Source organism: Thermasporomyces composti (genome assembly GCF_003386795.1).
GTDB lineage: Bacteria > Actinomycetota > Actinomycetes > Propionibacteriales > Actinopolymorphaceae > Thermasporomyces > Thermasporomyces composti.
Window position 1 is genome coordinate 3,856,106 of record NZ_QTUC01000001.1, and the last position, 14,181, is coordinate 3,870,286.

Annotated in this window: 9 protein-coding genes; 4 read left to right on the forward strand and 5 right to left on the reverse strand. The window is 69.7% G+C overall.

From position 1 onward, the window contains the following. Window positions 1–180 precede the first annotated feature (180 nt). Window positions 181–1,797, forward strand: a complete 1,617-nt coding sequence (locus DFJ64_RS16795; RefSeq protein WP_147304744.1) for an ABC transporter substrate-binding protein — start codon at window positions 181–183, stop codon at window positions 1,795–1,797. Window positions 1,798–2,084: 287 nt separating this feature from the next. Here DFJ64_RS16795 and DFJ64_RS16800 read toward each other — a convergent pair whose 3' ends face one another. Further along, on the reverse strand, window positions 2,085–2,333 hold the full coding sequence (locus DFJ64_RS16800; RefSeq protein ID WP_245941187.1) for a hypothetical protein: 249 nt from the start codon (window positions 2,331–2,333) through the stop codon (window positions 2,085–2,087). Window positions 2,334–2,436: 103 nt separating this feature from the next. Between DFJ64_RS16800 and DFJ64_RS16805 the strand changes: the two genes are divergently transcribed. Continuing rightward, window positions 2,437–5,115, forward strand: coding sequence for a bifunctional acetate--CoA ligase family protein/GNAT family N-acetyltransferase (locus DFJ64_RS16805; protein ID WP_115851309.1), 2,679 nt, complete (start codon window positions 2,437–2,439; stop codon window positions 5,113–5,115). Between the two features lie 213 nt (window positions 5,116–5,328). On the opposite strand, the gene DFJ64_RS16810 is transcribed toward DFJ64_RS16805, so the two are convergent. Both DFJ64_RS16810 and DFJ64_RS16815 read right to left on the reverse strand, forming a co-directional pair. After that, the gene (locus tag DFJ64_RS16810; protein WP_115851310.1) at window positions 5,329–6,324 is read right to left on the reverse strand and encodes a Gfo/Idh/MocA family protein; all 996 of its coding nucleotides are present in this window, start codon (window positions 6,322–6,324) and stop codon (window positions 5,329–5,331) included. A gap of 193 nt (window positions 6,325–6,517) precedes the next feature. Then, entirely contained in the window at window positions 6,518–7,519 is a 1,002-nt protein-coding gene (locus DFJ64_RS16815) for a Gfo/Idh/MocA family protein (RefSeq protein ID WP_115851311.1), read from the reverse strand. A gap of 453 nt (window positions 7,520–7,972) precedes the next feature. Between DFJ64_RS16815 and uvrA the strand changes: the two genes are divergently transcribed. Further along, window positions 7,973–11,005 carry an excinuclease ABC subunit UvrA gene (uvrA, locus tag DFJ64_RS16820; protein ID WP_115851312.1) on the forward strand — a complete coding sequence of 1,011 codons (3,033 nt, stop codon included), beginning with the start codon at window positions 7,973–7,975 and terminating at the stop codon, window positions 11,003–11,005. A gap of 121 nt (window positions 11,006–11,126) precedes the next feature. Beyond that, entirely contained in the window at window positions 11,127–12,098 is a 972-nt protein-coding gene (locus tag DFJ64_RS16825; RefSeq protein WP_115851313.1) for an NAD(P)/FAD-dependent oxidoreductase, read from the forward strand. 14 nt (window positions 12,099–12,112) lie between these two features. On the opposite strand, the gene DFJ64_RS16830 is transcribed toward DFJ64_RS16825, so the two are convergent. Both DFJ64_RS16830 and DFJ64_RS16835 read right to left on the reverse strand, forming a co-directional pair. Continuing rightward, entirely contained in the window at window positions 12,113–13,183 is a 1,071-nt protein-coding gene (locus DFJ64_RS16830; RefSeq protein WP_115851314.1) for a Gfo/Idh/MocA family protein, read from the reverse strand. A 162-nt stretch (window positions 13,184–13,345) separates the two neighbouring features. After that, window positions 13,346–14,071 carry a class I SAM-dependent methyltransferase gene (locus tag DFJ64_RS16835; protein ID WP_115851315.1) on the reverse strand — a complete coding sequence of 242 codons (726 nt, stop codon included), beginning with the start codon at window positions 14,069–14,071 and terminating at the stop codon, window positions 13,346–13,348. Window positions 14,072–14,181: the final 110 nt, after the last annotated feature.

Genomic DNA, 14,181 nt, shown 5'->3' on the forward strand with positions numbered 1-14,181 from the left:
GCTGGTTCGGCACGAGGCTCGCGGGATGGCTCCGCCGCTCGGCGGTCAGAGGATACCGGAACAATGGGGCCCGATCGCGGTACCGAAGGAGCGGATCCCTAGTTTGGCGGTGTCGGACGTTCGGCCCGCGAGGCAGAGGAAGGCACGGGTACTGTGGTCGCGAACCGTCAGGGAGGGTCGATGTCTGGCTCTAGCAGGCGCGCGTTCCTCGCTCGTTTCCTCGCGCTCGGAGCCTCGGCGTCCTCGCTCGCGCCGCTGCTCGCGGCGTGTACCGGTGACGGCGATCCCGGATCTGACGAACCGCCCACGCGACGGCGCCCGGCCGGTTCCGCGAAGAAGTACGAGGGACGGATCGTCATCGCCACCCGGTACAACCCGTCCGCCCGAGCCCGGCAGGCCCTCGCCGCGGCGTACCGCCGGCACCAGCCCGGCGTCGAACTGGTCTGGATGACCGACGACTATCCAGACGCCGCCTCCTACGCGCGCTGGCTCGAGCAGCAGCTCGCGGTCAACAACGTGGGACCCGACATCGTCTCGGGTAACTACGCGCCGACCTTCCGCCGCTACGTGAACCTGGACGAATACCGCGCCCAGGTCAACCCCTACACGGGTCGCGAGTGGGAGAAGGACTACGACTTCGCTCGTTACCCCGAAGTCGACGCGCGGGGTGAGCGGACGTCCATCGGCACCGAGGCGATGAACCTGCTCTTCTACTACAACAAGGACATCTTCGCCGAGGTGGGCGTCGAACCGCCGAGGGACTTCAACGAGCTCCTCGACGTGTGCGCCAAGCTGCACGCGGCACGTCGCAGGCCGTTGGCGCTGAGCTTCGACCCCGCGGTCACGACCTGGATGTCGTCGGTCTACTTCGACCAGTACCACGACGCGTGGGTCGACACGGTGCGTGCGCAGCCGGGTGACTGGTGCTGGGATCCCGAGCTGGACGGCACGTTCGAGTACGACGCCAAGGACCCCCGCCTGCACACTCGGTACACCTTCAACCCGCAGCGCTTCTACCAGGGTCTGGCGGACCACACGCTGCGTTTCGACACGCCGGCGATGCTGGACTTGGTGACCAACCTCACCAGGCTCGTCCCCAGGTACGCCACGGCGGACTTCTTCACCGGCTCGAGCCCGTACCCGGCTTTCCTGCGCAGGCAGGCGGCGATGCTCGTGGACGGGGCGTGGACGATGTGCCAACTGGCGCAGGACCTCGCCGACCCCACGCCAGGGCGGCTCCAGCAGTTGGGTCTGCAGGAGGAGGCACTCGAGCCGTTCGAGTGGGACGTCTTCGAGTTCCCTCCGATGCGAGGACCGCTCGTCCAGTCAGAGCTGCGACCCTTCGAGGGGACGACGGGCACGTACCTCAGCGTCATCGACAAGGGGCCGGACCACACCGAGATGGTGATGGACTTCCTCATGTTCTGGGTCTCGGCCGAGGGCTACACCGCGTTCCTCGAGGGCGAGGCGAAGGCGAACGCGCTCACCCCGCAGGGGCCGTTGCTGATCTCCGGCGTGAGCTACGACAAGCAGGTGGAGGATCTCTTCGCGAAGGTGCGGTCGCACGGCAGCATCGCGCCGGCCTACGGCAACTTCTGGGTCGTCGGGGCGGGTGGTCGGAGCTCCGTCGACCTGCGCAACCACTTCGTCAGCGTGCTGCAAGGCAAGTTCGACCCCCAGGACTACGCCACCAGACTCCAGCGGTACGTCGAGACCCACCTCGAGGAGATGGTGAAGCTGGCTGGGCTGTCCATGGATGACATCGCGAACCCAGCGCGGCGTCCGGCCACGGTCTAGCGAGCGACGCCTGCTCCAGTGGGCTGTCGGCCAGCGCTTGTCACCTCGAGGAACTGCTTTCGGGGCTCGTCCGCCGCGGCCGTGAGCGTGGATGGGCCGCTAGGGCACGGTCGGCGCGGCTCACGGACTCCGGCGGCCGGGGGTCCGGGGTCCGCCGGTGGTGGCGGCACGGTGGTCCGGCGTCGCCGGAACCGACGCAGGAGACGGCGGGCGGGTCCGAGTCCTCGTTGCCGTAGCCCCGGTCGTGGTGGCTCTCGTCGTGGCATCGTCGCCCCTTCGCTCGTTCGTCACCGGTCACCGCTTGCCCAGAACCGACCGCGACGTCGTGGCTCCACACGACCGGCGTACTTCTTGTGCGCGGCTTGCCGGCTGATGCCGAGTGCCGCCGCGATCGCCTCCCAGGAGCAGCCCTGTTCGCGGGCTCGGCGGACCTGAAGCGCGGCTTCGGCCTCGAGGGTCTCGCGTGCGGCGGCGATGTCGGCGAGCGCCTCCAGCGGTGCCTTCTCGCGGAGGCTCGCCACGAGCATGCTCGTCATGGTGTCAACGTACGTTGACACACGGTGGTTCGTCAACCTCGGTTGACGTCACGCGTTGCGTGAACGGTGCCCCGAGACGACCTGCGAAGCTAGATTCGGAGGCGTGACGGATGCGCCGGCCCCGCCGTACCCGGCCCACTGGGAAGCCGACGTCGTCTTGAGCGACGGCGGCACGGCGACGCTCCGCCCGATCCGCCCGGACGACGCCGAGCTCCTCCTCGCGTTCTACGACAAGGTCTCCGACGAGTCGAAGTACTACCGCTTCTTCGCCCCGTATCCGCGGCTGTCGGAGCGGGACGTGTACCGCTTCACCCATGTCGACCACCGCGATCGGGTCGCGTTGATCCTCACCGTCGGCCAGGAGATGATCGCCGTCGGCCGCTACGACCGGGTCGGGCCGAAGGATGCCGAGGTGGCGTTCCTGGTCCAGGACGCGCACCAGGGACGCGGGGCCGGCAGCGTCCTGCTCGAGCACCTCGCGCAGGCCGCTCGGGAGAACGGCATCGAACGCTTCCGCGCGGAGGTGCTTCCCGACAACGTCCGCATGGCGCACGTCTTCCGGCAGGCCGGGTACCAGGTCGCCCACGACCTCGAGGACGGCGTCCTCGAGTTCACTCTCGACATCGAGCCCACGGCCACCAGCCTGGAGGTCATGGCCGCGCGGGAGCAGCGGGCGGAGGCCCGCTCGGTCGAGCGGCTGTTGACACCTCGATCGGTGGCCGTCATCGGCGCGAGTCGATCTCGCGACACCATCGGCCAGACCCTCGTCCGCAACCTGATCCTCGGTGGCTTCACGGGACCGGTGTACGCGGTCAACCCCGCCGCGCGTGCGGTCGCCGGCGTGCCGGCCTACCCCAGCGTCCTCGACATCCCGGGCGAGGTCGACATGGCGGTGGTGGCGGTGCCCGCCGACGCGGTGCGCGACGTCGTGGTGGAGTGCGCCCGCAAAGGGGTGCGCGGGCTGCTCGTCGTCTCGAGCGGGTTCGCCGAGACGGGGCCCGAGGGCCGCGAACGGCAGCGCGACCTCGTGCGACTCACGCGGGCGCACGGGATGCGGCTCCTCGGCCCGAGCGCCCTCGGTGTCATCAACACCGACCCCGCCGTCTCGCTCAACGCCTCCCTCGCTCGGGTGGTGCCGCCCCGGGGCCGGGTGGGGTTCTTCTGCCAGTCCGGTGAGCTCGGCACCGTCATCCTGGAGACCGTCGCGCGGAGAGGACTGGGGCTGTCGACGTTCGTGTCGGCCGGGAACCGCGCCGACGTCTCCGGCAACGACCTGCTGCAGTACTGGGCGGACGACCCGGCGACCGAGGTCGTCTTGCTGTACCTGGAGTCGATCGGCAACCCGCGCAAGTTCAGCCGCATCGCCCGACGGCTCGCTGGCGAGAAGCCGGTCGTGGCCGTTCGGTCTGGCCGGTTCACCCAGGGCGTGCCGATCGGTCACACCGTGGCTCGCTCCGCCGTCCCGCAGGCGGCCGTCGACGCCATGTTCCGGCAGGCCGGGGTCCTCGTCGTCGACACCCTCGACGCCATGCTCGACGTCGCGCAGGTGCTCGCCCACCAGCCGCTGCCGGCCGGCCCGAACATCGCGATCGTCGGGAACTCCGACGCGCTCGCCCTCCTCGCCGCCGACACCGCCGCCGAGGTGGGGCTACCCGTCGTCCACCACCCGACCGCCCTGCGACCGGACGCCACGCCCGCTGACTTCGAGCGCGTGCTCAGGGAAGCCGTCGAGGACCCCGCGGTCCACTCGGTGATCGCGGTGTACGTCTCACCGGTCGACGTCGACGGACTGCCGGTCGCCGAGGTGATCGCGCGGGTGGCGGCCGCCAGCGCCAAGCCCGTCGTGGCGACCTTCCTCGGTAGCGAGGGAGTCCCAGAGCCGTTGCGCCGGCTCGACGAGAGCGGGGTCGTGATCCGGGGGTCGGTACCGTCCTATCCCTCACCGCAAGCCGGCGTCCGGGCGCTGGCCAAGGCCGCCGAGTACGCCGAGTGGCGCCGCCGGCCCCGAGGCGACCAGCCTGCTCTCGAGGGGATCGCGGAGGAGCGGGCGCGGGCCATGGTGGACGCGCTTCTCGCTGAGCACCCGGAGGGCATGGACCTCGAGGGTGAGCTCCTCTACCAGTTCCTGCGGTGGTACGGCATTACGGTCGTGCCGGCCTATCCGGTCCGGTCTCTCGACGAGGCGGTGGCCGCCGGTCGCCGGTTGGGCTGGAACGTCGTGCTCAAGGCGACCGCGCCCCAGCTGCGGCAACGTCCTGACCTCGCCGACGTCTGGCGCAACATCGACAGCGAGGCGGAGATGCGCACGGCGTGGCAGACGATGACCACGACCATGGGGGATCCCAGCACCGCGTCGTTCGTGGTGCAGCGGATGGTCGACGCCGGCGTGCCGACCGTGATCGGTGGCGTCGAGGACCGGATGTTCGGACCCATCGTGTCGTTCGGGCTCGCCGGCGTGACCGCCGACCTGCTCGGCGACCTCGCCTACCGCATCCCGCCGCTGACCGACGTCGACGTCGCGAGCATGATCCGGGAGGTGCGGGCCTCGCCGCTGCTCTTCGGGCACCGTGGCGGCGTCCACGCCGACGTCGCGGCGCTGGAGGACCTCCTCCACCGGGTCGGCCGGCTGGCCTACGACCTGCCCGAGGTGGTCGAGCTCGAGCTCATGCCCGTCATCGCGAGTCCGGCCGGGGTCAGCGTGCTCGGCGCTCGCGTCCGGGTGACGCCCGTCGAGCCGATCGTTCGCACCGATTGGTACGCGCGACGTCTCACCCGCCTGTGAGTCACCCGACCCGGGTGACGACCACTCGGACCGCTCGCGACCTCTCGCCGCCCGAAGCTCCACCGCAGCCCTGGACGGCGACGGGCCCTCCGCGACGGCTGACGTCGTCGACTGGTAGCTCTTCGTCGACTGAGAGCTACGTCGCGGAGGGCCCAATGCCCCAGGAGGAGCCGTGGGGCGAGCGCGAGCTGCGCGGCGCCACCCGCAGCCGGCTTACAGGTCGGCCAGGCTGATGACGCGCTTCTCCCGGACCGAGGCGTAGGCACCGAGGATCACCTTGAGCACGTGGACGCCCTCGACCTCGGTGTTGAGGGGGCGACGGCCCTCGGTGATGCAGCTGATGAAGTCCGCCACCTCCGCCTTGATCGTGTTCACCTCGGGGAACTCCACCGTGGTGAGCTGTCCGTCGATCGTGCGGTGGTAGAGGGTGCGGCCGTCGCTCCAGAGCGTGCCGTGCTCACCGACGACCGAGAACTTCTCGGTGTTCGACGACGGGATGTACGCCCAGCTCGTGACGATGTTGCCGACGCTGCCGTCCGCGAACCGGACGAGAACCTGCGCGGAGTCCTCGCCCTCCATCGTCAGCCGGTGACGGCTGGTCATCGCCACGACCTCGACCGGTTCGGCGGTCGCCAGGTGGAGCAGGAGGTACGTGGGGTGGTAGCCCGTGTCGATCAGCTCGCCGCCGCCGGCGGTCTCCAGGCTCCCGCGCCAGCCCATGTCGGCGTGCAGGCCGCGGTTGAAGAAGCTGTCGGTGGTGCGCAGCTCGTAGACCTTGCCCAGCGCTCCGCTCTGGATGAGCTCGCGCGCCTTGGCGACCGGGGGCATGAAGAGCTGGTTGTGGGCGCACATCAAGGTCACGCCGGTGTCCTGGACGACCTTGGTGATCTTGTCCGCTTCCTCGGTCGAGATGCACAAGGGCTTCTCGCAGAGGATGTGCTTGCCTGCCTCCGCCGCCGCGATGATCGCGTCGGCGTGGAGGTGGTGCGGCAGGCAGATGTCGACGGCGTCGACACCGGCGGTGGCGATGAGCTCGCGGTAGTCGGAGAAGATCTGCGCTCCGCCGACCTGCTCCGCGCGCGCACGGGCGTTGGCCTCGACCACGTCGGCGACCGCGGTCACCTTCGCCTTGTCGGGGATCTCGAGGTATCCCCGGACGTGCGGATTGGAGATTCCGCCGCAGCCGATGAGTCCGACGTTCACGGTCATGAAGGTGATCCTCCTCGATACAACTGCAGGTTGACGCCGGATGAATGCGACCTCGCCGCGTGGCCAGCCGTGTCGGCCGTCGCTCCAGGCGGGTTGGGGCTCTTCACACCCGGGGGTCCGGCGGGCTTCGGCGGCGCTGACGGGCTTCGGCGGCGCTGCCGAAGCGCGGTCGGTCGACTAAGGGACGGTCGGGTCAGTCACCGATGCTGTCGATGCGCACCGGCGCGTTGACGGCCACGGAGTGGTTGGCCGCCTCCATCAGGCGGGTCAGGTCGAGGCCGAGCTCGACGTTCTCCCGCGGCTTGGTGCCTTGCTGGATGTGGGTGACCCACTGGGCGAACGGCGACGGCTCCTTCTCGGGGATGGGGAGCTCCACCCACCGCTCGCCGTTGGCGTGTGCTGGACTGCGGACGAGCAGGCGTCGGTCGTGGTCGCTGTAGACCAGGCTGCCGAGCGTGCCGTGCACCTCGATGGAGAACGGCGAGTGGTTGGTGGCGAAGCCGGCCTCCACCACGCCGAGCGCTCCGTCGGGGTAGCGCAGGACGGCCACCGCGTTGTCCTCGACGGCTCGACCGGTGACGTGGCCGTAGCTGGCGACGACGGACTCCGGCATCCGGCCGAGGAACAGGCGGGCGAGGTACATCGGGTGGCAGCCGAGGTCGATGAGCGCACCGCCGCCGCACTGCTCCGGGTCGTAGAAGTGGGGCGGCAGCCAACCCTCGCCGACCGCGCCACCGTGGGACAGCCGAGTCCGCACGAGTGTGATCTGCCCGAGGTGACCCGCCTCGAGCACCTCGCGGATGGCCAGCGTGTAGCCGTCGTAGAGCCTCGGCAAGGACAGCATGAGCGTCACGCCGGCCTTGTCGACCTCGCTGAGGATCTCGTTGCACTCGCGGACGGTGAGGGCGAGCACCTTCTCGGTGAAGATGTGCTTGCCGGCTCGTGCGGCGGCCGTGATGACCTCGGTGTGGAGGTTGGTGGGCGCGTCGACGATCACTCCGTCCACGTCGGGGAGGGCGAGGAGGTCGTCGAGGTTGTCGTAGAAGGGGATGGCCAGCTTCTCGGCTTCGGCCCGACCGCGCTCGGGCTCCTCGTCCCAGGCGGCGACGAGCGTGGTGGCCGGGTGCTCCTGCGCCTGCCGCGCGTACCCGCGGGCGTGCACGTGCCAGAAGCTGAGCATGGCGAGACGAATCATGAAAACCCGTTCCCTGCTGATAAGAGCGGCATCTGCGGTCCGCGACGTGGATCCGGGTCCATTCTCTCGGTGGGGAGCCGGGGTACGTCCAACCCCTTAGGGCGGGAAAGTCGGCCGGTTCTGGCCGGATCGGCCACACTGGGACGGCGGGCGACTCCTTCGTCACCTGGAGTCTCGGCTGGAGTCTCAGGTGGACACGGCGAGGGCTTGATCGGGCACGGCCCGTACGGCCGGGGGTGTCGACGCGACCCCGTGATCGTTCGACCGCGCCGCCGGGGGTTGTCGGCGCGCCCGGCTAGCATGACCAAGCCGTGTCAAGCCACCCTCGCCCGCCGTCGACCGGCCCCTCGCCGGCTGTCGGTGGCCGTTGACCAGCGACGACACCCGCGAAGAGAGCCCACAGCGAAGCACAGCCCACACAGCGAAGACAGTTGCCGAGGACGGACCGTCACCGTGGTCGACCAGCTCATCATTCGAGGCGCGCGCGAACACAACCTCAAGGACATCTCGCTGGAGCTGCCGCGTGACGCGCTCATCGTGTTCACCGGTCTCTCTGGGTCGGGCAAGTCCAGCCTCGCCTTCGACACGATCTTCGCCGAGGGCCAGCGCCGGTACGTCGAGTCCCTGTCGGCCTACGCCCGGCAGTTCCTCGGGCAAATGGACAAGCCGGACGTCGACTTCATCGAAGGACTGTCACCCGCGGTCTCGATCGACCAGAAGTCGACCTCGCGGAACCCACGATCGACGGTCGGCACGATCACCGAGGTCTACGACTACCTCCGCCTGCTGTACGCCCGAATCGGACATCCGCACTGTCCGGAGTGTGGACGGCCGATCGCGCGCCAGACCGCGCAGCAGATCGTCGATCGCGTCCTGGAGCTCGAGGAGGGCACCCGCTTCCAGGTGCTGGCGCCGCTCGTGCGAGGTCGCAAGGGTGAGTACGCCGACCTGTTCCGCCAGCTCACCACGCAGGGGTACGCCCGGGTGCGGGTCGACGGCGTCGTCTACCCGCTCAGCGAGGTACCCAAGCTGGAGAGGCAGAAGAAGCACACGATCGAGGTGGTGGTGGACCGGCTCACGGTCAAGTCGTCGGCGAAGCGGCGACTGACCGACTCGATCGAGACCGCGCTCCACCTCGGCGGCGGCCTGGTCATCCTCGACTTCGTCGACCTGCCCGAGACCGACCCGCAGCGGGAGCGGGTCTGGTCGGAGCACTTGTACTGCCCGTACGACGACGTGTCCTTCGAGGAGCTGGAACCTCGGTCGTTCTCGTTCAACTCGCCATACGGCGCCTGCCCCGAATGCACCGGTCTCGGCACCCGGATGGAGGTCGATCCCGACCTCGTCGTCCCCGACCCGACCAAGAGCCTCGACGAAGGCGCGATCGCCCCGTGGTCGGGCGCTCACGTGTCCGAGTACTTCACCCGCCTCCTGGAGGCGCTCGCCTCCACCATCGGGTTCCGCATGGACCAGCCGTTCGAGCGGCTGCCGGCGAAGGCGCGCAAGGCGATCTTGCACGGGTATCCGGACCAGATCCACGTCCGCTACCGCAACCGCTACGGCCGCGAGCGCGCCTACTACACGACGTACGAAGGGGTGATCCCGTACGTCGCGCGCCGCTACGCGGAGGCCGAGTCCGACGCGAGCCGGGAGCGTTTCGAGGGCTACATGCGCGAGGTCGCCTGCCCGGCCTGCCGCGGCGCCCGCCTGAAGCCGATCTCGCTGGCGGTGACGGTCGGCGGCAAGTCCATCGCGGAGGTGTGCTCGCTGCCGATCGCCGAGGCGGCCGCGTTCTTGCGTGACCTCGACCTCAGTCCGCGTGAGAAGCAGATCGCCGCTCGAGTCGTGAAGGAGATCGGAGAGCGACTGCGGTTCCTGCTCGACGTCGGTCTGGACTACCTCACCCTCGATCGGCCGGCCGGCTCGCTATCCGGTGGTGAGGCGCAGCGGATCCGTCTCGCCACCCAGATCGGTTCCGGTCTCGTGGGTGTCCTCTACGTCCTCGACGAGCCGTCCATCGGGCTGCACCAGCGCGACAACCACCGCCTGATCGAGACCCTGCTGCGGCTGCGGGACATGGGCAACACTCTGATCGTCGTCGAGCACGACGAGGACACCATTCGCGCCGCCGACTGGATCGTCGACATCGGCCCCGGCGCGGGTGAGCACGGCGGACAAGTCGTCCATAGCGGACCGCTCCCAGAGCTGCTGGAGAAGCCGGACTCGCTCACGGGCGCCTACCTGTCCGGGCGACGGGAGATCCCGGTGCCCGAGGTGCGACGCCCGCGGACGCCCGGACGTCAGCTCACGGTCCACAAGGCGTGGCAGCACAACCTCCAAGACGTCACCGTGTCGTTCCCGCTGGGCTGCTTCATCGCGGTGACGGGCGTCTCGGGTTCCGGCAAGTCGACGCTGGTCAACGACATCCTCTACACCGCGCTGGCCAAGCAGCTGTACGGCGCCAAGGAGGTACCTGGTCGACACCAGAAGATCACCGGCGTCGAGCACATCGACAAGGTCATCCACGTCGACCAGTCGCCGATCGGGCGGACACCCCGGTCCAACCCGGCCACCTACACCGGCGTCTTCGACCACATTCGCCGGCTGTTCGCGGAGACCCCGGAGGCGAAGATCCGCGGCTACCTGCCCGGACGGTTCTCCTTCAACGTCAAGGGTGGTCGCTGCGAGGCATGCGCGGGTGACGGGACGATCAAGATCGAGATGAACTTCCTCCCGGACGTCTACGTCCCGTGCGAGGTCTGCCACGGCGCCCGCTACAACCGAGAGACGCTCGAGGTCCACTACAAGAACAAGACCATCGCCGACGTCCTCGACATGCCGATCGAGGAGGCCCTGGAGTTCTTCCAGGCGATCCCCGCGATCTCCCGCCACCTCCAGACGCTCGTGGACGTCGGGCTCGGCTACATCCGGCTGGGGCAGCCGGCTCCGACGCTGTCCGGTGGTGAGGCGCAGCGCGTCAAGCTGGCCTCCGAGCTGCAGAAGCGAGCGACCGGTCGAACGCTCTACGTGCTCGACGAGCCGACCACCGGCCTGCACTTCGAGGACATCCGCAAGCTGCTCGGGGTGCTGAGCCGGTTGGTGGACCAGGGCAACACGGTCATCGTCATCGAGCACAACCTCGATGTGATCAAGACCGCCGACTGGATCATCGACCTCGGCCCCGAGGGTGGTAGCCGTGGCGGCCGGGTCATCGCGGAGGGGACCCCGGAGGAGGTGGCCGCCAACCCGGCGAGCTACACCGGGAAGTTCCTCCGGTCGGTGCTGAACGGGAATGCCAGCCGGGCCGTCGCGTCAGCCGCCAGCGACTCGAGAACGCTGCGGACCACCAGTCGGGCGAGGGCGAAGGCGGCAAGCGGTGGGGCGGCGCGGAAGCGCGCGGCGAAGACCGACCGAGATGGCGGTACCGCCCGGAAGCGGTCAGCCTCCGGCGGGCCGGCAGCGCGGTCGACCCGGACCCGTTCGTAGCGCGGTCTGGCGCACCCGCCGTTCCGAGCTCGAGCCGACACGTATGGTGAAGGGCGAGGACAAGGGGTGAGCCTCGCCGTCTTCTCATCTCGGCGGGAACCCTCCAGCGACGGAGGTACGGGTGATCAGGACCGACCTGCTGATCATCGGGGCGGGTCCCACCGGGCTGTTCGGCGCCTACTACGCGGGCTTTCGCGGCCTCTCGGTCGCGGTCATGGACTCGCTGCCCCAGCCGGGCGGGCAGATCACCGCGATGTACCCGGAGAAGCTGATCTTCGACGTCGCCGGGTTCCCCGCGATCAAGGGCCAGGAGCTCGTCGACAGGCTCGTCGAGCAGGCCGGACAGTTCGATCCGCTCTACTTGCTCGGCCACCGCGCCGAGAAGCTCGACCACGGCGACGACGAGGTCAAGGTCACGAGTCATCAAGGACTCGCCGTCGTCGCCAAGGCCGTCCTCATCACCGGCGGCATCGGCATGTTCAGCCCGCGTCGGCTCCCCGTCGGGCAGGAGTACGAGGGACGCGGGCTGCGGTACTTCGTCCCCAGGTTGGACGAGCTCGCCGGCCTGGACGTGCTCGTCGTCGGCGGCGGCGACTCCGCGTTCGACTGGGCCCTCAGCCTGGAACCCATCGCCCGCTCGGTGACGCTCATCCACCGCCGCACCCGTTTCCGCGCCCACGAGCACAGCGTCGACCGGGTCCGCGCATCACGTGTCCGCCTCCTCACACCGTGGGAGGTGCGCGACGTCTTCGGTGATCCCCACGTCGAGGGCGTCGAGATCCACAACACCGCCACGGATCAGCGTGAGATCGTGTGGGTGCAGGCGATCGTGGCTGCGCTCGGGTTTCACGCCGACCTCGGCCCGCTGACCCGCTGGGGCTTGAAGCTGCGCGCACGCCACATCCAGGTGGACTCGGCGATGCGCACCAACCTGCCGAGGGTCTTCGCCGCGGGTGACATCGGCGACTACGACGGCAAGGTCAAGCTGATCGCCACCGGCTTCGGTGAGGCCGCGACCGCGGTCAACAACGCCGTTCCCGTGATCAGGCCAGGTGCGAAGGTCTTCCCGGGTCACTCCAGTGACGCCGGGTGACCTGGCGGGCTGAGTCAGCTCGCGGGGAATCGCTCCACCGGCTCGGGACGGCCCGACTCCGCCGACCGTGCCGCGGCCTCGGCGAGCGCGAGGCTCGGGAGATTGCGCCGACCGGACGTCTCCGGCTCGGTTCCGGTCGCCACGGCCTCGGCGAACGCGACGAGGACACCGGCACGCCCGACGTACTCCAGCTCCGTCAGCGGCACGAGCTCCTCCTGGACGGCCTGGTCGGTGCCAGGTCGTGGCCGCCGACGGATGCGTACCACGTCTCCGCGAACCGAGCCGACCGGCCCATCACCCCGTCCGGTCCAGAACAGCTCACCGTCCTCGCATTCCAAGCTCCACGCCCCCGACCAGGTGGTGGGCTCCGCGGTGCTCACCCAGCTGCCGCGATAGCTCACGACCGTGCCTCGGTCGAAGGTGATGGTGAGAACCGCGGCGGCCTCCTCCACGAAGTTGCTCCAGGGCGGGTCCGTGATCTGGGTGAAGACCCGCACAGGCTCTTGACCCAGCACCATCCGCATGAGGTCGAAGTGGTGGATGGCCATGTCGAACAACAGCGGATGGCGCAGCTTGTAGTGGCGCCGAGTGCCCGGCGGCGCGTCGTTGGCCCACTTCCGGAAGTCGACGTTCACGCTCCCGACCAGACCCAGGTGGCGGTCAGCGACCAGGCGCGCCGCCGTGCGCGCTGCCGGATGGAAACGGTAGTTCTGGCTCACCATGAGCACCCGGCCGGCCGCGTTCGCGGCCTTGACCGCCTGCTGGGCCTCCGCCACCGTCGGCGCGAACGGCTTCTCGAGCAGGACGTGACGTCCCGCGGCCAGCGCCTCGAGAGCGAGCGGGACGTGCGCGGCCAGGGGTGCGGTGATGAGGACGGCGTCCGCCTCCACGGTCGCGAGCGCGGTCGCCAAGTCCGTGAAGCACTCTCTCTCGCCGAGGTCGAACTCCTCCCGTGCTTTCGCCAGCGTCGTCGGATCGGAGTCGACCACCGCGACGCGGTCGACCATGGGAACCCGGGGGAGAGCGTTGGTCTCCCAATCGCGCCCCCAGCCACCGAGTCCCACGTGGATCAGCCGCAGTGTCACCGTCGCTCCCTTCGCACCCGTCGGTTGTGTCGTCCTCGCTCTCGGCTGCCATGGCCGGCAGGTGTCGTCGTCCCACCGGAGGCTCACGAGCCTGGAGGAGAGGTGGACGCGAAGGCGAGCTGGTGCCCGATGGTGGCCACGGTTTCTCGGAGACCGCCACAGTCATCGCAGACGAAGTTCGGCGAGGTAGTCGGGGCCGTCGCTGTCGAGCGCGGCGAGCTGCCACGGCGAGGTGGTGAGGAGGTCGACGAGCTCGTCCTGCGAGCAGAACAGGTAGTCCAACCACCGGTCGGCCAGTCTTCCGACACGGCAGCGGATCCGGGTCTGGCCCCCGAGCCGGCCGTGGGCGCGGTTGCAGGCGTGGTAGGCGGTGTGGAGGGGGTCCTCGGTCACGTACGGGTCCCGGTTCCGGCCGAGGATCCGCGCGTCCGGCGCGGCGACCGCCGCGAGAGCGGCGAGCGCCGCCTGCGCACGGCCGGGCGACCCCAGCAGCGCGAGGTTGTTCCCGAGGAGAAGGAACGTGTCGAACCGCTCGCCGAGGCTCGTCACGTCCTCGAGTCGCACCTGGTGGACGCGTCGAACACCGCGCGCGCGGGCGACCTGGCACGCGCCGGGGGAGACGTCGATCGCGGTGACCTCGCGTCCCTCCGCTTGGAGGTGCAGGCTGTGCCGGCCGGCTCCGCATCCCACGTCGAGGACGTGGCCGACGGCGCGCTGGCAGGCGAGCCGGTCCAGCGCGTCCCACTCGTCGGGGCCGGTGAAGTAGATCCGGGGATCGTGGACCTCGACCAGCCCGTCGTCGCGTTCGATCACGCCGAGGACGTCGTGGCCGTCGTGCGCCAGGCGCAGCAATTCGCCGAACGCGTCGCCGGTGGTCGGTCCGTCCATGGCGCGCGAGCCTACCGAGGGGACCTCACACGCTCGCCGGACGCTCCGCGCCCGGGCGGCACGGGACCCCGCCTGGCCTGGCCGGGATTGTCCTCGCTCGACGCCCGCAT